The organism is Microvirga pakistanensis (genome assembly GCF_004458765.1).
GTDB classification, from domain to species: domain Bacteria; phylum Pseudomonadota; class Alphaproteobacteria; order Rhizobiales; family Beijerinckiaceae; genus Microvirga; species Microvirga pakistanensis.
The window spans coordinates 300,290-320,642 of the sequence record NZ_SPJX01000184.1; the positions used below are offsets into that span (position 1 = coordinate 300,290).

Here is a 20,353-nt window from a genome sequence, read left to right on the forward strand (position 1 = left end):
ATGAGGGAAGCGACAATGAAAATGACCCGACGCATTCTGATGGGCGCCGCCGCCGGCAGCTTCCTGCTTTCTGCCGGCGCCATGGCTCAGCAGACGGAACTGACATTCTGGAGCTGGCGTCAGGAGGACAAGGCCTTCTACCAGGACGCCATCAAGAAGTTCCAGGCGAAGGAGCCGAACATCGCGATCAAGTTCGAGACCTATGCGCCCGAGAACTATCAGACCATTCTCTCGACGGCCCTTGCCGCAGGCCGCGGTCCGGACGTGATCCAGGTTCGCGCCTACGGCAACCTGGAGACGATCGCAACGCCGGGCTATCTTCTGGCGCTCGACAAGCAGACCGTGCCGGAACTCGCCAACTTCCCGGATGCCGCTCTCGCGGCCGAGACGCTGCGCTCCGACGGCAAGGTCTATGCGGTGCCCTTCGCCATGCAGGCCCAGCTCGTCGTCTACAACAAGAAGATCTTCCAGAACGCGGGCGTGAATCCCCCGAAGACCTGGGATGAGCTGATGGCCCTGTGCCAGGCGCTCAAGGCCAAGAACATCACGCCGTTCGCCAACGGCACCGCCACCGCATGGCAGAACGAGACCATTGTCGGCGGCCTGTTGTCGTCCATGCTCGGCAAGCAGTTCGAGGAGGACATCGTCTCCGGGAAGGCGAACTTCACCGATCCGCGCTTCGTCAACGCGCTCGCCAAGCTGAAGGACGTCAGCCAGTACTTCTCGCCGAACTTCTCGGGCGTGGATTATCCGTCCTCGCAGCAGCTCTTCGTGGCCGGGCGCGCGGCCATGTTCGCCGGCGGGTCCTACGAGGTCGCCAATTTCAAGAACCAGAACCCGACGCTCGATCTCGGCGTGTTCCCGGCGCCTGTTCTGAAGGCGGGCGATCAGGCCCTCATCGCAACCTACTACGATGGCGGTTATGCGGTGAACGCCAAGAGCGAAAAGAAGGACGCGGCTCTCAAGTTCGTCCGCTATCTCGCAACCCCGGAATACGGCACGGCCTTTACCACTGCCTTGAAGAACCTGTCGCCGATCAAGGGCATCAAGATCGAGGACCCGATCACGCAGGAAGTGGCGAAGCTCGCGGAGAACGCCATGTCCTATCTGATGCTCGTGCGCTTCCGCTACCAGGAGCCGAGCGGATCGGTGCTGCTGCAGTCGAACGTGCAGAAGATGCTCGCAGGCCAGCAGACGCCCGAGCAAGCCGCCGCCGAGATCAACAAGGGTATCGCGACTTACTACAAGCCCTTCCAGAAGTAGGTCTCCGACACGAGGGCGGCGAGTGAGACACATCCGCCGCCCTTCCTGAAAGCTCGTCCCATGCCCGTCTCGTCCAAACAGGCCCGCACATGGAAGCATCGCAGTTGGGTGGCGTTTCTCGTCGTCCCACCGGTCGTGTTCATGTCGCTGTTCGTGGTCTATCCGATCCTCTCGGCCTTTGCTTACGCCTTTTATGAATGGCGCGGGCTGGCGCGCGGCGACTTCGTGGGCTTGGCTAACTTCAAGGAAGTGCTTTTCGGCGCCACCATGGCGCCGACCGTGTGGAACGCTTTCCTGCACAATGTCTATGCGCTCATCGCGCTCATGATCGTCCAGAATGGCGGGGGCTTCTTTCTCGCGTGGCTGCTCTACAAGGAGCCCTTCGGCTTCCGCTTTCACCGGATCGCGGTCTTCGTGCCGGTGGTTCTCTCGACGATCATCGTAGGCTTTCTCTGGAAGCTCTTCCTCAATCCGAATTTCGGGATCGTCAATCAGGCACTCTACTCCCTCGGTCTCGACTCATGGGCCAAGCCGTGGCTGGGAGATTCATCCACCGCCCTCGGCGCGCTCATTCTCGCCAATGCCTGGCACTTTGTGGGATTCCCCACGCTCGTTTATCTCGCCGGCATGCAGCGCATTCCCTCAGAGATCATCGAGGCCGCACGGCTTGACGGCACAACCGAATGGCAACTGCTCAAGAACATCGTATGGCCGCTGGTGGCGCCCAGCACGACCATTCTTTTCACCTTGCTCTTCATCGGCGCCTTCAACTGGTTCGAGATCCCGTATGTGATGGTGGGGCTCGACGGGTCGCCCTTCGGATCGACAGATGTGCTGGGTCTCGTTTTCTATCGGACGGCCTTCGGCAACCAAAGCGCCAGCATCCAGAATTTCGGGCTGGGTTCTGCGCTCGCGACCCTCATCTTCCTCTTCATCGTCGTCTTCGCGTCCATGCTCACCCTGTGGCTGCGCCGTCGGGAGATCCAGTTTTGACCGCCTTGGCCACGTCCTCCTCATCGCGGCAGCCGATCTCCTTCGCGTTCCTGGCGCAGGTGATCCTGATCGCGAACTCGTTCATCATGCTCTATCCGGTCGTTGTCATGGTGCTCTCCGCCTTCAAGACGACAGGGGAGATCTTCGAGCATCCCTTCGCGCTGCCGGATTTCACGCAAATTGGGAACTTCGCCAAGGTGCTCGGCGAAACGTCGATGCCAGCCTACTTCGTCAATTCGATCATCGTGACCGGGGCATCGATCCTCCTGATCGTCGTTCTGGGAACCATGGCGGGTTACGCGGTGGCCCGTTACGAATCGCGCACCAACACCTTCATCCTGCTGTTCTTTCTCGCGGGGTTGATGCTCCCGCTGAAGCTCGCCGTCATTCCGCTCTTCATCCTGCTGCGCGATCTGAACCTGCTCGACAGCCGCTGGAGCCTCATCGTCACCTATACGGCCATCGGCTTGCCGTCGGCCGTGTTCATCATGGCGGGCTTCCTGCGTTCGCTTCCGGCGGAACTGGAGGATGCCGCCCGCATCGACGGCGCATCGGAGCCGCGCATCATGTGGTCCGTCATGCTGCCGCTGGCGCGCCCACCGATGGCCATCGCGGCCATTCAAAACGCCGTGCCGATCTGGAACGACTTCTTCTTCCCGCTCGTCTTCATCCAGACCGACGCCTACAAGACCCTGCCGCAGGGCCTCACCACCTTCATGGGAGAGTACACCACCGATTGGGGCATGCTGTTCGCGGGCCTCACCATCGCGGCCGCACCCATCACGCTGCTCTATATCGCCCTGTCGCGCCAGTTCATCCAGGGCATGACCGCCGGCGCGGTGAAGTAGGAACCCTCCATGTTGCTCCCGAAGGGCGCCCTCGTCGTTTCCTGCCAAGCCCGCGAGGACAACCCGATGCACGGTCCCGTGCACATGTCCGCCATGGCGCTCGCGGCACAAGCCGGTGGCGCTGGCGGCATCCGGGCCAACGGCGCCGAAGACATCGCGGCGATCCGTGCCGTCACGAGGCTTCCGATCATCGGCATCTCGAAGGTTTGGAATGATCGCTTTCCGGTCTACATCACCCCGAGCTTCGAGGACGCGGCGCGGATCGCCGGGGCCGGCGCCGACATCATCGGTCTCGACGCCACGGCTCGCCCGCGGAACGGAGAGCAGGTGGAGCGACTGGTTGCCCGTATCCGCGATGATCTCGGCAAGGAGGTTTTCGCCGATATCGCGACGCTCGAGGAAGGCATGGCTGCCCACGCCTGTGGCGTGACTTACGTGGCCTCCACGCTCTCCGGCTATACGGACGAGACCATGGCGCGCAAAGGGGAAGGGCCCGATTTGGAGCTGCTGGAGGCCCTCGTTGCGACGCTTCCGGTGCCCGTGGTCGCCGAGGGCCGCTTCGATACGCCTGAACTCGTGGCGGAGGCCTTCAGGCGCGGCGCCCATGCGGTGGTGGTGGGGACCGCGATCACCAACCCGCGCGAAATCACCAAAAAGTTCGTTCGGGCGGCGCAGGGGTGGAAGCCTTAAGGGAGAGCAGAATGGCCAACGTATCGATCCGCGATGTCCGGAAGTCCTTCGGCTCCGTGGCGATTATCAAGGGCGTCGATGTCGATATCCAGGACGGGGAGTTTGTCATTCTCGTCGGTCCTTCGGGTTGTGGAAAGTCGACGCTGCTTCGCATGATCGCGGGGCTCGAGGACGTGACCAGCGGCGACATCCGCATCGGTCCGCGCGTCGTCAATGACGTCCCGCCCAAGGACCGCGACATCGCCATGGTGTTTCAGTCCTATGCGCTCTATCCGCATATGACGGTGGCGGAGAACATGGCGTTCTCGCTCAAGCTGAAGGGCGTGCCGCGGGCCGAACAGAAGAAGCGTGTGGGAGAGGCGGCGGCTATTCTCGACCTGGAGAAACTGCTCGAGCGCTATCCGCGTCAGCTTTCGGGCGGGCAGCGCCAGCGCGTCGCCATGGGGCGGGCGATCGTGCGCGACCCGCAGGTGTTCCTCTTCGACGAGCCGCTGTCCAATCTCGACGCCAAGCTGCGCGTGCAGATGCGCGTCGAGATCAAGGAACTGCACCAGCGCCTCAAGACCACGACGATCTACGTGACGCACGATCAGATCGAGGCCATGACCATGGCCGACAAGATCGTGGTCATGCACGACGGCATCGTGGAGCAGATCGGCGCGCCCCTCGAACTCTACGACCGGCCCAGGAACCTGTTCGTGGCTGGCTTCATCGGATCGCCGGCCATGAACTTCATCGAGGGACGTCTGGAGCAGGCTGGGTTGGCCCTTCCGGGCGGAGTGGTTCTGCCCCTGGAGGGGCATGTCCCGGCGGCGCCCGGATCAGAGCTTACCTATGGGATCCGGCCCGAGCATCTCCAGGTCGCACCCGCCGGTGCGCCGGGTTCCATCCCGGCGACCGTGACCGTGGTCGAGCCGACCGGATCGGACACCACGCTGATCGCGAAGGTGGAAGGCAGCCATCTGACGGTGGCGCTGCGCGAACGTTGCGCCCTGAAACCCGGCGAGGCCGTGGCCTTGAAACCCTTGGGGCAACAGGGCCATCTCTTCGACGACCAGGGCAGGCGTATCGCTGCGGCATGAGGGTCCACACGCAAACGTGAAGCCACCGACGGCGTTCTCGGGTGTAGCTCTATTGCATGGGTTTCAAAAGAGGTCTTGCCGTGTTGATCCGCCACCCCGCCGATATCCTTCCCTCCGAGATCACGCCTCGTGAGGTCTATCTCAGCCGTCGGCAATGGATGGCGGGGGCCGCGGGGCTTGCTCTGACGGCGGCCCTCCCGAAGGAGCTTGGAGCCGCGCCGCTGTCAGCCGCGAAGAGTTCTTTTTCCGTGGATGAGAAGCTCACGAGCCGTGAGGACGTGACGAGCTACAACAATTATTACGAGTTCGGGGTCGACAAGGCGGACCCGGCGAAGAACGCCGGCACGCTCAAGACCTCTCCCTGGACGGTGACCATCGACGGGCTGGTGGGAAAGCCTCAGCAGGTCGGCCTCGACGACCTGTTGAAGTCCTCGGCCCTGGAGGAGCGCGTCTACCGGATGCGCTGCGTCGAGGGCTGGTCGATGGTGATCCCGTGGATCGGGATCCCCCTGGCGGATCTCATCAAGCGGGTGGAGCCGCTCGGCAGCGCCAAGTATGTGGCCTTCGAGACGGCCAATCGCCCCGACGAGATGCCGGGGCTGCGCTCCGTCTTCCCTGTGCTCGACTGGCCCTACCGGGAAGGCCTGCGGCTCGACGAAGCCCTGCATCCGCTCACGATTCTGGCGGTCGGCCTGTACGGCGAGACCCTGCCGAACCAGAACGGGGCGCCGATCCGCCTTGTCGTGCCATGGAAATATGGCTTCAAGGGCATCAAGTCGATCACCCGCATCAGTTTCGTCGAGAAGCAGCCGGTGACCGCCTGGAATAAGCAGGCGCCGAACGAATATGGCTTCTATGCCAACGTGAACCCCAACGTGGACCACCCCCGGTGGAGTCAGGCCACCGAGCGCCGGATCGGGGAGGGCGGGCTTTTCGTGAAGAGGCGCCCCACGCTCATGTTCAACGGCTATGCGGAGCAGGTGGCGGGCCTTTACTCCGGCATGGACCTGCGGAAGCTCTACTGATGCCGGTCCGTGCGTCCGTTCAGGGCTCGAAGAAGGGTTTCTCTCTGCCCCAGGTGCCGAAGATCCTCGTCTACATCGTCGGTTTCATCCCCGCCGTGTGGATGTTCTATGCCGGCATCACCGACCAGCTCGGGGCCGATCCGATGCGCGCCCTGGAACAGGCGCTCGGCCTCTGGGCGTTCCGCTTTCTCATCGCGACGCTTGCGATCACGCCCTTGCGCCAGCTCTTCTCGGTCAATCTGCTGCGCTACCGCCGCGCGCTCGGACTGCTCGCGTTCTATTATGCGCTCCTGCATCTCGTGACCTACATGGTGCTCGATCAGGGGCTCGACTGGGCCGCCATCGGGGCCGACATCGTGAAACGGCCTTACATCACCATCGGCATGGCGACCTTCGTCATTCTCCTGCCGCTGGCGCTCACCTCCACCAATGCCGCGATCCGGCGCATGGGCGGTCAGGCCTGGGCGCGGCTGCACCGCCTCGTCTATGTGGCGGCCCTCGGTGCTGCCCTGCACTTCATCCTCGTGGTGAAATCCTGGCCGCCGGAACCCCTGATCTACGCGGCCATCGTGGCCGTGCTCCTCGGCTACCGCCTCGTCCGCTCCCTCGGGCGAAGGGCCGAGCCCAGGCGCCGGCCTGCTTGAAGCCTTGGCCGGGTCCGCTAGGATGCGCCCCTGTCCGGTCGGTTGAGGAGCATACCATGGGCACGGCCCGATCCAGGAAGGGTGCGTTCAAGGCGCTGATCTTCGGGCTTGCGCTGGCCTGCTCCGCCATGCCCGCGCAGGCCAAGGAGGTGGCGGTCTTCGCCGCTGTCAGCCTCAAGAACGCCCTCGACGGCGCGACGGCGGCCTGGAGGCGAAAGACAGGAAAGTCCGCCGTGATCTCCTATGCCGCCAGCAACGCCCTTGCCCGGCAGATCGAAGCCGGAGCGCCCGCCGATCTCTTCTTCTCCGCCGATCTCGACTGGATGGATTACGCCGCCTCGAAGAACCTGATCCGGCCGGGAACGCGTATCAATCTTCTCGGCAATCAGCTCGTGCTCATTGCCCCGAAAGGAGCGGCTGCGCAGGCCTCGCTTCAGCCCGGCATCGATCTCGCGTCCCTGCTCGAAGGTGGGCGTCTGGCGATGGGGCAGGTGGACGCCGTGCCGGCCGGAAAATACGGCAAGGCCGCTCTCGAAAAGCTCGGGGCATGGGACGGCGTCAAGGATAGAGTGGCTCAAACCGAAAACGTGCGTGCGGCACTGTTTCTCGTATCGCGTGGGGAGGCGCCCCTCGGCATCGTCTACAAGACCGATGCGGTATCCGACCCGAACGTCAGGATCGTGGCGACCTTTCCGGAAGGCACGCATCCGCCCATCGTCTATCCTGTCGCCATGACGCAGGATTCGACGAACCCCGATGCGGCGTCGCTCCTGGACTTCCTGCGTTCTGCCGATGCAAAGCGCTTCTTCGAGGAGCAGGGTTTCACATTGCTGAAGACAGCAGGTTCCGGCTCGTGACGGACTGGCTCTCTCCGGAGGAATGGACGGCTGTCCGCCTCAGCCTCAAGGTGGCGCTCGTCGCCATGGGCGCGAGCCTTTTGCCAGGCATCGCGATTGCCTACGCGTTGGAGCGTGGACGGTTCTGGGGGCGGCAGGCGCTCGATGTGATGGTTCATCTGCCGCTGGTCCTTCCTCCCGTCGTCGTGGGTTATGCCCTCCTTCTCGGTTTCGGGCGGCGCGGACCGATTGGCGCATATCTCGCCGAGCAGTTCGGTATCGTCCTGTCCTTTCGTTGGACCGGAGCGGCGCTCGCCTGCGCCATCATGGGCTTCCCCCTGCTCGTGCGCGCCATCCGCTTGTCTCTCGAGACGGTGGACCGCAAGCTCGAAGATGCAGCTGGCACATTGGGCGCCCATCCTGTCTGGGTGTTCTTTGCGGTGACGCTGCCGCTGATCCTGCCGGGAATCATCGCAGGAATGGTTCTGTCGTTCGCGAAAGCGATGGGTGAGTTCGGCGCCACCATTACCTTCGTGTCCAACATTCCCGGCGAAACGCAGACAATCCCTTCCGCGATCTACACCTTCACGCAGGTACCGGGTGGCGAAGGCGGCGCATTGCGCCTGACGCTCGTATCCGTGGCGATTTCCATCGCGGCGCTCTGGATGTCCGAATGGATGGCCCGGCGTGTCAGGCGGAGGTTTCTCGCCTGATGATCCTCGATGTCGATCTTCGCCACCAGCAGGGAGCCTTCACGCTCGAAGCCCGCTTCCAGTCGCAAGGGCGGCTGACCGCTCTCTTCGGCCCTTCCGGTTCGGGCAAGACAACGCTCGTCAACGCCATCGGCGGCCTCATTCGCCCGGCAGGGGGGCGCATCTGCGTGAGAGGACGCGTTCTCGTCGATACGCAGCAACGAGTTTTCGTGCCCAAGCACAGGCGGAGAATCGGCTATGTGTTCCAAGAGGCGCGCCTCTTCCCGCATCTGAACGTGGAGCAGAACCTGCAATTCGGCCGATGGTTCACGCCGAGGCGCGAGCGCGCCGCCGATTTTCGTGCCGTGACGGAGCTTCTCGGCCTCGGACACCTGCTGAAACGTTGGCCCTCGACGCTCTCGGGCGGTGAGAAGCAGCGCGTTGCGATCGGGCGTGCGCTTCTTTCGGATCCGCATCTGCTGCTGATGGATGAGCCGCTCGCCTCTCTCGACGAGGAACGGAAAGGGGAAATCTATCCTTACATCGAGCGATTGCGGGACGAGGGGAACGTGCCGATGGTTCTCGTCAGCCATTCCGTGCCGGAGATCGCCCGGCTTGCGACTTCGATCGTTGTTCTGAACAATGGGCGGATCGTGGCCTCTGGTCCTGCCTCCGATATCCTCCGGCACACGAGGTTCTTTCCTCAGGCCGGTCCCGTCGAAGCCGGCGCGCTCGTGGAAACCCATGTGCTCCGGCATGAGGAGGCTTTTGGCCTGACTGTCCTACAGGCTGCCGCGGGGCCTCTCACCGTCTCGCGCCTCGATCTGCCGGTCGGCTCGCCCGTGAGGGTGCGCTTGCGTGCCCGTGATGTCATTCTGTCTCTCACTCCTCTTGAGGGCGTCAGCGCTCTCAACGTGCTGCCCGGCATCGTTGCCGCTCTTGAAGAGGCGGGTGGTTCGAGCGTGGATGTGACGCTTGCCTGCGGTGAGGATGAGATCGTCGCGAGCGTGACACGGAAATCCGTGGAGAGGCTTGGCCTTAAGGTCGGGCAACCCGTTCATGCGATCATCAAGAGCATCGCATTCGACCGGGAGGCCCTTGGCACCGTGCAGGCGGGGAATATGTGAGTGTGAAACCTGGAGGTTGCGCCTGTTACCGAGGCGTGTAGCCTGCACGTCGCCCCTGTCCTTCGAGAGATGAGATCATGAACGAACAATTCCGCAACCCGTCCGACGCTGCCTCCCATGCCGAGCGTCTCGACCGCTTGGCCGAGGTGGCCGTGCGGGTGGGGTTAGGGCTCAAGCCGGGCCAGGAGCTTGTCATGACCGCCCCGCTTGATGCGGTGCCGCTGGTGCGCCGCATCACGGAACATGCCTACAAAGCCGGTGCGTCCCTGGTAACCACGCTGTTCTCGGACGAGGAGGCGACCCTGATGCGCTTCCGCCACGGCCGCGACGAAGGGTTCGATGCGGCCTCGGCCTGGCTCTACGAGGGCATGGCGGCCGCCTTCAAGAACGGCGCGGCGCGGCTGGCCGTCGTCGGCGAGAATCCATCGCTGCTCGCCAAGGAGGACCCGGAGAAGGTTTCCCGCGCCAATCGCGCCCGCTCCAAGGCCTATATGCCGGCGCTCAACATGATCGCGGGATTCGACGTCAACTGGACGATCGTGTCCGCCGCGACTCCCGCCTGGGCGAAGGCCGTGTTCCCCGGTGATCCTGAGGACGTGGCGGTCTCGAAACTGTGGCATGCGATTTTCTCCGCCTCGCGCGTCGATGCCCCCGATCCGATTGCAGCCTGGGAAAAGCACAATGCCAATCTTCAGGCCCGCACACGGATGCTGAACGAGAAGAACTACGCGGCGCTGCATTTCCAGGGCCCCGGCACGGATCTACGTGTCGGCCTCGCGGAGGCGCATGAGTGGAACGGCGGTTCGGCGAAAGCGAAGAACGGCGTCGTCTGCAACGCGAACATCCCGACAGAGGAGGTTTTCACCACGCCCCACAAGGATCGCGTGGATGGATACGTTACCAGCACCAAGCCCCTTTCCTATAACGGAACCCTGATCGAGGATATCCAGGTGACGTTCGAGGGTGGACGCATCGTGAATGCGAAGGCACGCACGGGTGAGGCCGTGCTGAACAAGGTGCTCGACACGGACGAGGGTTCTCGACGCCTCGGCGAGGTGGCGCTCGTGCCGTTCTCGTCGCCGATCTCCCAGAGCGGACTGCTCTTCTTCAACACGCTCTTCGACGAGAACGCCTCGAGCCACATCGCGCTGGGCCAGGCCTACAGCAAGTGCATTCGCGGCGGCGGCGGCATGAGCGAGGAGGAGCTCGCCTCGCATGGCGCCAACAAGAGCCTCATCCACATCGACTGGATGATCGGTTCCGACAAGGTGGATGTGGACGGCATCACTCAGGACGGAACGCCCGAGCCGCTGATGCGCGGCGGCGAGTGGGTCGCCTGACCGAGGAACAGGCTCCGTGACGGCCCGCAAGGGCCGTCGCCGTTTTCGTGAGTGCGGAATGCCGGATCACACGTCTTCCAAATCGTCTCAGCCGCTCCTGTCTGTCCGTGATCTTTCCATCGCATTCGGGAAAGGACCCGGAGCCTTCCGGGCGGTCAAGAACGTGAGCTTCGATGTTCAGCCAGGCAAGACGCTGGCAATCGTGGGGGAGTCGGGATCGGGCAAGTCCGTCACCTGTCTCGGCATCATGCGCCTCACCGATTATTCCGCAGGGCATATCGCCAGCGGTAACGTTCTGCTGCATCGCGACGAAGGAGAAGCCATCGATCTGGCGAAGGCATCCGAGGACCAGCTCCGGGCGATCCGCGGCAAGGACATCGCCATGATCTTCCAGGAGCCCATGACCTCCCTCAATCCGGTCTTCACCATCGGCAACCAGATCGAGGAGGCGCTCTTCCTGCACGAGGGGTTGACGGCCGGGCAGGCGCGCCTGCGGGCCAAGGAGCTGCTGCGGAAGGTGCGTCTGCCGGATGCGGACAGGCTCCTCGAACGTTACCCGCATCAGCTCTCGGGAGGCATGCGCCAGCGCGTGATGATCGCCATGGCGCTCGCGTGCAACCCCCGGCTTCTCATCGCGGACGAGCCCACCACGGCGCTCGACGTGACGATTCAGGCGCAGATCCTCACCATCATCCGGGATTTGCAGCAGGAGATGGGCACCGCCGTCGTCTTCATCACCCACGATATGGGCGTTGTGGCCGAAATGGCCGATGACGTGGTGGTGATGTGGAAGGGGGAGAAGGTCGAGCAGGCGCCCGTGCGCGAGATCTTCACCTCGCCTCGGTATCCCTATACCCGCGCGCTGCTCTCGGCGGTGCCGCGCCTCGGCAGCCTCAAGGGCCAGCCCTATCCCAAGCGCATGCCCGTCCTGGTCATGGACGGAAGCGCGCCGAGGCAGACCGGCGAGATGCACGAGCAGAAGACCGCCGACTATACCAAGCCTCTGCTCCAGGTGGAGAAGCTCACCACGCGCTTCGATGTCGGCCGGTCGCTGTTCGGGCGTGTGACCCATCGCGTGCATGCGGTGGAGGAGGTGAGCTTCGATCTCTATCCCGGGGAAACCCTGGCTCTCGTAGGCGAATCCGGCTCAGGCAAGTCCACCATCGGTCGCACGCTGCAGCAGCTCGTCGAGCCGACGGGCGGCACCGTCCGCTTCGACGGACGCGCCATGGCCTCCATGAGCCATGCCGAACGACGTCGCCTGCGCCGGGACATCCAGTACATCTTCCAGGATCCTTTCGCCTCGCTCGATCCGCGTCGCACGGTGGGATACAGCGTCGCCGAGCCTATCCTGGTGCACGGGCTCATCAAGGATCGCAGGGCCATCGAGCGGCGGGTGCAGGAGCTTCTGGAGCATGTCGGGCTCCAGCCGCAGCACGCGAAGCGCTATCCGCACGAGTTCTCCGGCGGGCAGCGTCAGCGGGTGTGCATCGCGCGGGCTCTGGCGAGCGATCCGCGGCTCATCATCGCCGATGAATCGGTCTCGGCCCTCGACGTGTCGATTCAGGCGCAGATCGTCAATCTGCTCATGGAGCTGCAGGAGACGCGGAGGCTCTCCTATCTCTTCATCACCCACGACATGGCCGTGGTGGAAAAGATCAGTCACCGCGTAGCGGTGATGTATCTCGGCCAGATCGTCGAGCTCGGGACCCGACAGGCGATCTTCGAGAACCCGCAGCATTCCTATACGCGCAAGCTCCTGTCTGCGGTGCCGGTCGCCGACCCTGATCGTGAGAGAACGATGGCGCGGATCGAGGGCGAGATCCCAAGCCCAGTGCGACCTGTCGGCCAGGAGCCGCTCATTCACCGGATGCGCGAGGTGGAGCCCGGCCATTGGGTCGCGCTCGAAGCCGACGCGCTTCGGGGCGCAGCCTAGAGCATCGTGCGGAAAAGTGGGTCCGGTTTTCCGCACGATGCTCTTATCTTAAAAGAAACGCATCGGATTGATCCCAAAAGTGCAAATCCACTTTTGGGTCCGATACTTTAAGCGGATGGTCCCATGACGGTTCTTCTCGACCAGCGCTTCGAACGCGCGCTCGACCGCCTCGTGCGCGAATGGGGCAATGGGGAATATCATGGCGCGGCCATCGAGGCCTGGCTCTTCGAGGACGAGGAAGCCCGCCGCAGCGCCGAAGGGCAACTGGCGGAAGCGGGCGTGAGGGCGCGCATCCGCAGCGCCTACAAGCCGTTGGTGCATGCCTTTCTCGAAGAGATCGACACGGTCGATCTGGCCCGCGTCGTCATTCGCTATCCGGTCCACGAGGGCGCCGATCCGATCCGGTTTCTCTCGGAGGGCTATCCTCTTCCGGCCCTGCTGAAGGACGTGGATGTCGCGTTCGAGGAAGGCGATGCCGGTCTGACCTACGGCGTCCGATGCGAATATCGCGACGGGCGCGTGGCGGATCATGCGGTCTTCGCGCCCAACCGCCTGCGGAAGAACCATATCGGCGGATCGGATCTCGCATGCACGGGCTGGATCAAAGCAACGAACCTGCCTGGCGGTGCGCCAGACTGGCACGAGTCGCATGATACGGAGATCGAGCAGGTCTTTCAGGCCGTCATGCATGCTCTCGCGGCTCATGACTGGCCGCAGCAGGAGCCCTATGCGCAGACGATCGCGATCGATGTGACGATTGCGGGCATCGAGCGGCCGCTGGGCTATGGCGACGAGGTGATGAGCACCCGGGAGGCTCTGCACGAGGATCTCTATTTCTCCGCTCTCGAATGGTTTCACCATCGGGCAGGGCGACCGCTCGACGACCGCACACTTATGCCAGGGCAGATCGTGCCGGAGATCCGGGCTGGCCACGGTGAGGCCCGCGTTCATGTGGCGTTGCGAACCTTTGCGCCACCGGAAAATCCTGCGCGAGCCCTCCAGGATCTGGAAAGGGCGGATGCCGCGCCGGGATTGTCCCAACTCGAGCGGGAACTGGCCGCCTTGCCGGGCGAAGGTTTCGAAGCGCTCTCGTGCGAAGGGCGGCCTGTGCGCGGCATCTACCGGCCCGGCACACGCGCCGCCGTGCTCGTCACGAGCGGGCAGCACGCCAACGAGACCTCCGGGCCGGTCGGCGCGTTCAGGGCGGTGCGCCGCCTGCTCGCCAATCCGGATGCCGCCATCGCGTTCATTCCGGTCGAGAACCCGGACGGCTATGCCCTCCACGGAAGGCTCTGCGACAGCAATCGTCGCCACATGCACCATGCGGCGCGCTACACCTCTCTCGGCAACGACCTGGAATACGGGCCCGGGGAGCCGGTCCATGAGATCGGCGCCAGGCGCAAGGCGCTGGAATTGTCCGGCGCGCAGCTGCACGTCAACCTGCATGGCTATCCGGCCCATGAATGGACACGCCCGTTCACCGGCTATCTGCCGCGCGGCTTTGAGCAATGGGCGCTCCCGAAGGGGTTCTTGCTGATCCTGCGCTATCACCCGTCGTGGTCGGATACGGCGCGGACCTTCATCGAGGCCGTCACGCGGGGGCTCTCGGCGGTGCCGGGCCTCGCCGATTTCACCCGCCGCCAGCTTGAGCTTTGCTCCGTGCATTCGGGCGCGACGGCCTGTGACATGATCAACGACGTGCCCTGCCTGCTGTCCGCGCAGGAGCGCCACCCGACACCGTTGACGCTGATCACCGAATTCCCCGACGAAACGATCTACGGCGAGGCTTACCGCTTCGCCCATACGGTGCAGATGGCAACCGTCATCGCGGCCGAGGAGGCGTTCGCGACGATCATGGAGAACACGGCCTGACATTCGCCGGAACAGGACATCCGAGCCGTCGTTAGAGGAGAAGCATTCTCCGCGCTCAAGGTGTGACGATGGCCCGTTTTTCCTGGAAGCAGAACGAGAACGAAGCCTCGATCAAGGAAGCGATCGACGTCGTGCGCGACCATGGCGAGCCTCTCCCTCCGATCGAGGACGAGGCCGCATTCGGCGCCCTGTTCGACCGCTTCGCCGATGCCCGGGTCGTGCTCCTGGGTGAAGCGACCCATGGCACCTCCGAATTCTACCGGGCCCGCGCGGCCATCACGAGGCGGCTCATCGAGCGCCACGGGTTCAACATCGTGGCCGTCGAGGCCGACTGGCCCGATGCGGCGCGCATCGATGCCTATGTGCGCCACCGCCACGTTCCCGATGGGGACGAGACTGCCTTCGAGCGCTTTCCAACATGGATGTGGCGCAACGAGGAGGTCTACGACTTCGTCAACTGGCTGCGCGCCTACAACAAGGAGCGGTCCGAGGACAATCGCGCCGAGTTTCGCGGACTCGACGTCTACAGCCTCAACGCGTCCATCCGCGCGGTGCTCGAGTATCTCGACAAGGTCGATCCCGACGCCGCCGGGGAGGCGAGGGGGCGCTACGGCTGCCTGAGTCCCTGGCAGGGAGACCCGGCGCGCTACGGCCGGGCCGTCGTGACGGGGCAGAAGAAGCCCTGCGACGAGAAGCTGCTGACCCAGTTGCAGGAGATCCTCGACAAGCGTGTCGAGTATCTCGGGGCCGATGGGGGCGAACAGTTCTTCGATGCGGTGCAAAACGCCAAGATCGTGCACGCGGCGGAGCATTATTACCGGATCATGTATGAGGGCGCGACGGAGTCCTGGAACCTGCGCGACCGGCATATGTTCGATACCCTCCAGAGCCTCATGGCGCGCCGCGAGAACGCCAAGGCGGTGGTCTGGGCGCACAATTCCCATATCGGCAATGCCGCCGCCACGGCGATGGGCTGGCAGGGCGAGTTCAACATCGGCGAGCTGTGCCGCAAGGCCTATCGGGAGGAAGCCGTTCTCATCGGCTTCGGCACCGATCGCGGCACCGTCGCGGCCGCCGACGACTGGGACGAGCCCATGCAGGTGAAGAGCGTGCGGCCGGCCCGGCCCGACAGCCACGAGCGGATTTTCCGCGATACCGGCCTCAAGCGGTTCCTGACCGACTGGCGGGAGAATTTCCAGGAGGACCTGAAGGAGGCCTTGTCCCGTCCACGCCTGGAGCGGGCCATCGGCGTGGTCTACCGGCCGGAAACGGAACTCTACAGCCATTACTTCGAGGCCATCATGGCCGAGCAGTTCGACGCCTTCGTCTGGTTCGAGGAGACCAAGGCCGTCAAGCCGCTGACCCATGCCCATGGCACGGGGATGCCGGAGACCTATCCATTCGGGTTGTGAGGGTATCACGCAAGCGTTGATGTCAAAGAGCGTTCGGGCAAGCGGGATTGGGCTGCGGGCCATGTGGCGCGCGGCCTGAACCGGAGAGGCGATCGAGGGAGGGCGCGAGGAGCGGACCGGCTCGATGCTGTGGGAAGGGAGAAGCCTGTCGGCTCCCCGCGCACGGTTCTTTTAGGCGGACTGTCGACGCGGGCTCCGGGAGATCATGCCTGTGGCGGCGGCGCCTTGGCTGCGGTGAGGCAGCAAGGCGGGCGGCTGTGCATGCCCGGGCGCCTGGATCGAGCCAGGGCCTCCCGCCAACCGGCGTGCGAGGCCGGCTGCGGGACCGTGCCCGGCCCCACAACCTGCGACGCCTCGCGAGCGCGCCTCCCGGTGGGCCGGGGTGCCGAACGATATAGCCGAGCTTGAGGCGGGTGTCAAGAACAAAGACGGAACATTCTCCTGCTCCGGCCTCCTGCGGCTCCGTGCCTGCAGCCGCTTGGCTTGATCCGCCGGTTCCCACCTCCCGCCCGTCATGGCCGCGACACGCCCGGCCATGACGGGAGGTGGTCACGATGGTGAGCACGAGAGCAACGGTGGAATGCCGAGGGTGACGGCGTCCCGTCGTCCCCGGCGAGTCGAAGGCGAGGGAAGGGGATCCACTCCCATGCACAGCGCTCCGGGAATGACAGAGGGGGTATAGGTGGCGACACTCGCCCGCCTTGCCCCGGCAGGCGGCCCCTGCTAACTGACGGCCAACCCCTTTCAACCGATCATCAGCAGGGCTTTTCCCGTGTCCCGTCAGTTCATTTACCACATGCGTGGCCTCTCCAAGACCTATTCGGGCGGCAAGAAGGTCTTGGACAACGTTCATCTGTCCTTCTATCCCGACGCCAAGATCGGTGTGCTCGGCGTCAACGGCGCCGGCAAGTCGACCCTGCTGCGCATCATGGCCGGCATCGACACCGACTGGAATGGCGAGGCCTGGGTGGCCGAGGGCGCCCGGGTCGGCTACCTGCCGCAGGAGCCTCAGCTCGACCCGTCCAAGAACGTCCGCGAGAACGTCATGGAGGGCGTGGCCGCCAAGAAGGCGCTGCTCGACCGCTACAACGAGATCGCCATGAACTACTCCGAGGAGACGGCGGACGAGATGACCCGCCTCCAGGACGAGATCGAGGCCAAGGGCCTGTGGGATCTCGATTCCCAGGTGGACCAGGCCATGGACGCGTTGCGCTGCCCGCCGGACGACTGGTCGGTGGACAAGCTCTCGGGCGGTGAGCGCCGCCGGGTGGCCCTCTGCAAGCTCCTCCTGGAGCAGCCGGAGCTGCTGCTTCTCGACGAGCCGACCAACCACCTCGACGCCGAGACCACCGCCTGGCTCGAAGGTCACCTGCGCAGCTACCCGGGTGCGATCCTGATCGTCACCCACGACCGTTACTTCCTGGACAACGTGACGGGCTGGATCCTCGAACTCGACCGCGGCCGCGGCATTCCCTACGAGGGCAACTACTCGTCCTGGCTCGAGCAGAAGCAGAAGCGCCTCGAGCAGGAGGGGCGCGAGGAAGAGGCTCGCCAGCGCACCATCGAGCGCGAGCGGGAATGGGTGTCGGCCTCGCCCAAGGCCCGTCAAGCCAAGTCGAAGGCCCGCATCCAGCGCTACGAGGACCTCGTGGCCAAGGCCAACGAGAAGGGCCCGACGACCGCTCAGATCATCATTCCGATCGCCGAGCGCCTGGGCAACAACGTCATCGAGTTCGACAACCTCAAGAAAGCGTTCGGCGACAAGCTCCTCATCGACGGCCTCTCGTTCAAGCTGCCGCCGGGCGGCATCGTCGGCGTGATCGGCCCGAACGGCGCCGGCAAGACCACCCTGTTCCGCATGATCACGGGCCAGGAGCAGCCGGACGAGGGCACCATCGCCATCGGCGAGAGCGTGAAGCTCGGCTATGTCGACCAGAGCCGCGACTCGCTCGACGCCAACAAGACGCTCTACGAGGAAATCTCCGGCGGCAACGAGGTGCTCTATCTCGGCAAGCGCGAGATCAACGCGCGCGCCTATTGCTCGGCCTTCAACTTCAAGGGTTCGGACCAGCAGAAGAAGGTGGGCGTGCTCTCGGGCGGCGAGCGCAACCGCGTGCATCTGGCCAAGATCCTGAAGTCGGGCTCCAACGTGCTGCTCCTCGACGAGCCGACCAACGACCTCGACGTCGATACCCTGCGGGCGCTCGAAGAGGCGCTCGAGGATTATGCCGGCTGCGCGGTGATCATCAGCCACGACCGCTGGTTCCTCGACCGCATCGCCACCCACATCCTCGCCTTCGAGGGCGACAGCCATGTGGAGTGGTTCGAGGGCAACTTCGCGGATTACGAGGAGGACAAGAAGCGCCGCCTCGGCACGGATTCCACGATCCCGCACCGGATCAAGTACAAGAAGTTCACGCGGTAAGATCTGCTTTGGCTGATCTCATCGGAGGGCGCGGGAACGGGCAGAAGCCCGCCCGCGCCCTTTTCGTGACCTAAATCTTCAAGATGCCCTTGGCCTGGTCGAGGAGCCTCTCCGACTCGTCGTGATTGCCTGCCTTATGGGCGGCCTCGCCCCGTTGGCGCAGATCCATCACCTTTTGCCGGTCGGAGGTTGAGAGCTGGGCCGTCTGCAGGGCTCTGTCGATGGCTGCCATGTCCTGAGGGCATCGTCTGGCGACAGCAGGCCCGGCAGCCGCGAAACTGAAGGCCAAAGCGAGAGCGATCATCCGGTTCATGGATTCCTCCATATGCCCCCGTTGCCATACTACTTCCAGGAGGGCCGGCGGGCGAAGAGAAACTTCGGAGAGGGAGCCACAGCGCAGAGGGGATCCAATTGCGCTCTCCCGGCTTACAATCCCCGAGACCTTCAACAAGAGTGTTGGGTTCGTTGCCTAAAGCGTGTAAGACCCTTGAGGCACGGGACATAAGAAGAGACGTTGACGTGCCAGCCGATCCGATTTCCGCCTTCCAGTCCGTTGCAACCCCCGAGGAAGCCGTCGAGCGGCTGATCGAGCTCCATGACAGCGCCGTGGACGCGCAGCGCCACGCCCTCGAGCACTTCTTCGCGACGGGCACGCCTCCCACACCGCTTGAGCGGTCCCGCTTCCGCTATCCGGAGTTGCGGGTCGATTACCGGGCGAGTTCCGTGCCGCCGGTCAAGCAGCGGGCCTATGCCAAGTTCCAGGGACCCGGCGTCTACGCGACCACGATCACGCAGCCGGCCTTCTTCAAGACCTATCTCCTGGAGCAGCTGAACTTCCTCGCGCGCGATTACGGCGCCACCCTCGAGGTGGGCATCAGCGACCAGGAAATCCCCTATCCCTACATCTTCGAGCGCGGGGACGAGCTCGGGCGCGGCGCGCATTCGGCGTCCGAACTGGCGCAGCATTTCCCGACGCCGCTGCTCGCGAAGGTCGGCGACGAGATCGCGGACGGCACCTGGCTCTTCCACGAGAACGAGCCGCGCCCGCTTTCGCTGTTCGACGCGGCACGGGTCGATTACTCCCTGCGGCGCCTCGTGCATTACACGGGCAGCGACTGGCGCTCGGTGCAGCCCTGGATCCTGCTCACCAACTATCACCGCTATGTGGATCAGTTCGTCCGCTGGGCCGTGAAGGAGCTGGCGAACGAGGAGGGGCCTTACAGCAGGCTCGTGATGCCGGGCGGCATCACGATCGAGCGCGGTCTAGACGAGGCGGCCGTCGAGGAGCTGATCGCCTCCTCGCCCTGGCACCGCTTCCAGATGCCCGCCTATCACCTGATGCGCAAGGACGGGCAGGGAGTGTCCCTGGTCAATATCGGGGTCGGCCCTTCGAACGCCAAGAACATTACGGATCATCTGGCCGTGCTCCGCCCGCATTGCTGGCTCATGGTCGGCCATTGCGGTGGGCTGCGTCAGTCGCAATCGATCGGCGATTACGTGCTGGCCCACGGCTATCTGCGGCGCGACCGCATCCTCGACGGCGCCGTGCCGCCGGAAATTCCGGTGCCGGCGCTCGCGGAGATCCAGGTGGCCCTGCAGGAGGCCGCGGTGCAGGTCACGGGCGAGCGCGGCGATGCGCTGAAGCGCCGGCTGCGCACGGGAACGGTCGTGACCTACGACGACCGCAACTGGGAGCTCCGCTGGAGCCAGGAGCGGCGCCAGATCAATCTCTCCCGCGCCATCGCGGTCGACATGGAGAGCGGCACCATCGCGGCGCAGGGCTATCGCCTGCGCGTGCCCTACGGCACGCTGCTCTGCGTCTCGGACAAGCCGCTGCATGGCGAGATCAAGCTGCCGGGGGCGGCCAACGCCTTCTACGAGCGTGCGGTGAGCGAGCATCTCATGATCGGCCTGTCGGCCGTCGACATCCTGCGGGGGCAGCGGGCTTCCGTGCATTCGCGAAAGCTGCGCAGCTTCGACGAGCCTCCGTTCCGCTAGGAGACCGGAGGGTCTTCTGCGTGGTCACCGGTCCTGTGCCGGTGCTCCTAAGGCTGCTTCGTCTCTCGTCATGCCCGGCCTTGAGCCGGGCATCCACGTCTTCAGAGCCGCAACCTGGAAAGGCGTGGATGGCCGTGACAGGCCGGCCATGACGGAGGTGGTCCATGACG

At 64.4% G+C, this 20,353-nt stretch carries 17 protein-coding genes; 16 read left to right on the forward strand and 1 reads right to left on the reverse strand.

Annotation, left to right across the window (positions count from 1 at the left end):
* The first annotated feature begins 15 nt into the window (after window positions 1–15).
* From E4K09_RS09210 to ettA, 15 genes are all read left to right on the forward strand, one after another.
* Window positions 16–1,263: an extracellular solute-binding protein gene (locus E4K09_RS09210; protein WP_134496444.1), complete on the forward strand. Its 1,248-nt coding sequence runs from the start codon at window positions 16–18 to the stop codon at window positions 1,261–1,263.
* 108 nt (window positions 1,264–1,371) lie between these two features.
* Entirely contained in the window at window positions 1,372–2,256 is an 885-nt protein-coding gene (locus E4K09_RS09215) for a carbohydrate ABC transporter permease (protein WP_244610424.1), read from the forward strand.
* The gene (locus tag E4K09_RS09220) at window positions 2,253–3,104 is read left to right on the forward strand and encodes a carbohydrate ABC transporter permease (protein WP_134496446.1); all 852 of its coding nucleotides are present in this window, start codon (window positions 2,253–2,255) and stop codon (window positions 3,102–3,104) included. The genes E4K09_RS09215 and E4K09_RS09220 overlap by 4 nt, the downstream gene beginning before the upstream one ends.
* A gap of 9 nt (window positions 3,105–3,113) precedes the next feature.
* A complete protein-coding gene (locus tag E4K09_RS09225; RefSeq protein WP_134496447.1) occupies window positions 3,114–3,794 on the forward strand; it encodes an N-acetylmannosamine-6-phosphate 2-epimerase in 681 nt (226 codons plus the stop codon).
* A gap of 11 nt (window positions 3,795–3,805) precedes the next feature.
* Window positions 3,806–4,876, forward strand: coding sequence for an ABC transporter ATP-binding protein (locus tag E4K09_RS09230; protein ID WP_134496448.1), 1,071 nt, complete (start codon window positions 3,806–3,808; stop codon window positions 4,874–4,876).
* A 56-nt stretch (window positions 4,877–4,932) separates the two neighbouring features.
* Complete coding sequence (gene msrP, locus E4K09_RS09235; protein ID WP_204985708.1) at window positions 4,933–5,901, forward strand: protein-methionine-sulfoxide reductase catalytic subunit MsrP; 969 nt, start codon at window positions 4,933–4,935, stop codon at window positions 5,899–5,901.
* A complete protein-coding gene (gene msrQ / locus E4K09_RS09240) occupies window positions 5,901–6,545 on the forward strand; it encodes a protein-methionine-sulfoxide reductase heme-binding subunit MsrQ (RefSeq protein WP_134496450.1) in 645 nt (214 codons plus the stop codon). The genes msrP and msrQ overlap by 1 nt, the downstream gene beginning before the upstream one ends.
* 56 nt (window positions 6,546–6,601) lie before the next feature.
* A complete protein-coding gene (gene modA, locus E4K09_RS09245) occupies window positions 6,602–7,402 on the forward strand; it encodes a molybdate ABC transporter substrate-binding protein (protein WP_134496451.1) in 801 nt (266 codons plus the stop codon).
* A complete protein-coding gene (gene modB, locus E4K09_RS09250) occupies window positions 7,399–8,094 on the forward strand; it encodes a molybdate ABC transporter permease subunit (RefSeq protein ID WP_134496452.1) in 696 nt (231 codons plus the stop codon). The genes modA and modB overlap by 4 nt, the downstream gene beginning before the upstream one ends.
* Window positions 8,094–9,200 (forward strand): molybdenum ABC transporter ATP-binding protein, encoded by a 1,107-nt coding sequence (modC, locus tag E4K09_RS09255; protein WP_134496453.1) that lies wholly within the window; start codon window positions 8,094–8,096, stop codon window positions 9,198–9,200. Before modB ends, modC begins: the two co-directional genes overlap by 1 nt.
* Before the next feature lie 77 nt (window positions 9,201–9,277).
* A complete protein-coding gene (locus E4K09_RS09260; RefSeq protein WP_134496454.1) occupies window positions 9,278–10,540 on the forward strand; it encodes an aminopeptidase in 1,263 nt (420 codons plus the stop codon).
* Window positions 10,541–10,598: 58 nt separating this feature from the next.
* Window positions 10,599–12,476 carry an ABC transporter ATP-binding protein gene (locus tag E4K09_RS09265; RefSeq protein WP_134496455.1) on the forward strand — a complete coding sequence of 626 codons (1,878 nt, stop codon included), beginning with the start codon at window positions 10,599–10,601 and terminating at the stop codon, window positions 12,474–12,476.
* A gap of 123 nt (window positions 12,477–12,599) precedes the next feature.
* Entirely contained in the window at window positions 12,600–14,348 is a 1,749-nt protein-coding gene (locus tag E4K09_RS09270; protein ID WP_134496456.1) for a M14 family zinc carboxypeptidase, read from the forward strand.
* Between the two features lie 68 nt (window positions 14,349–14,416).
* Entirely contained in the window at window positions 14,417–15,760 is a 1,344-nt protein-coding gene (locus tag E4K09_RS09275; RefSeq protein ID WP_193557271.1) for an erythromycin esterase family protein, read from the forward strand.
* 772 nt (window positions 15,761–16,532) lie between these two features.
* The gene (gene ettA, locus E4K09_RS09280; RefSeq protein ID WP_134496457.1) at window positions 16,533–18,185 is read left to right on the forward strand and encodes an energy-dependent translational throttle protein EttA; all 1,653 of its coding nucleotides are present in this window, start codon (window positions 16,533–16,535) and stop codon (window positions 18,183–18,185) included.
* 70 nt (window positions 18,186–18,255) lie between these two features.
* Here the strand turns inward: ettA and E4K09_RS09285 are convergent, their stop codons facing one another.
* The gene (locus tag E4K09_RS09285) at window positions 18,256–18,498 is read right to left on the reverse strand and encodes a hypothetical protein (RefSeq protein ID WP_134496458.1); all 243 of its coding nucleotides are present in this window, start codon (window positions 18,496–18,498) and stop codon (window positions 18,256–18,258) included.
* Window positions 18,499–18,704: 206 nt separating this feature from the next.
* Here E4K09_RS09285 and E4K09_RS09290 point away from each other — a divergent pair, with 206 nt between their 5' ends.
* A complete protein-coding gene (locus E4K09_RS09290; RefSeq protein WP_134496459.1) occupies window positions 18,705–20,183 on the forward strand; it encodes an AMP nucleosidase in 1,479 nt (492 codons plus the stop codon).
* The last annotated feature ends 170 nt before the right edge of the window (window positions 20,184–20,353 follow it).

Bases quoted from the DNA above. Each gene is read 5' to 3' on its own strand.
- E4K09_RS09210 (WP_134496444.1), top strand. From the start codon at position 16: ATGAAAATGACCCGACGCATTCTGATGGGCGCCGCCGCCGGCAGCTTC.
- E4K09_RS09225 (WP_134496447.1), top strand. From the start codon at position 3,114: ATGTTGCTCCCGAAGGGCGCCCTCGTCGTTTCCTGCCAAGCCCGCGAG.
- E4K09_RS09230 (WP_134496448.1), top strand. From the start codon at position 3,806: ATGGCCAACGTATCGATCCGCGATGTCCGGAAGTCCTTCGGCTCCGTG.
- msrP (WP_204985708.1), top strand. From the start codon at position 4,933: ATGGGTTTCAAAAGAGGTCTTGCCGTGTTGATCCGCCACCCCGCCGAT.
- msrQ (WP_134496450.1), top strand. From the start codon at position 5,901: ATGCCGGTCCGTGCGTCCGTTCAGGGCTCGAAGAAGGGTTTCTCTCTG.
- modA (WP_134496451.1), top strand. From the start codon at position 6,602: ATGGGCACGGCCCGATCCAGGAAGGGTGCGTTCAAGGCGCTGATCTTC.
- modC (WP_134496453.1), top strand. From the start codon at position 8,094: ATGATCCTCGATGTCGATCTTCGCCACCAGCAGGGAGCCTTCACGCTC.
- E4K09_RS09260 (WP_134496454.1), top strand. From the start codon at position 9,278: ATGAACGAACAATTCCGCAACCCGTCCGACGCTGCCTCCCATGCCGAG.
- E4K09_RS09265 (WP_134496455.1), top strand. From the start codon at position 10,599: ATGCCGGATCACACGTCTTCCAAATCGTCTCAGCCGCTCCTGTCTGTC.
- E4K09_RS09270 (WP_134496456.1), top strand. From the start codon at position 12,600: ATGACGGTTCTTCTCGACCAGCGCTTCGAACGCGCGCTCGACCGCCTC.
- E4K09_RS09275 (WP_193557271.1), top strand. From the start codon at position 14,417: ATGGCCCGTTTTTCCTGGAAGCAGAACGAGAACGAAGCCTCGATCAAG.
- E4K09_RS09285 (WP_134496458.1), bottom strand. From the start codon at position 18,498: ATGAACCGGATGATCGCTCTCGCTTTGGCCTTCAGTTTCGCGGCTGCC.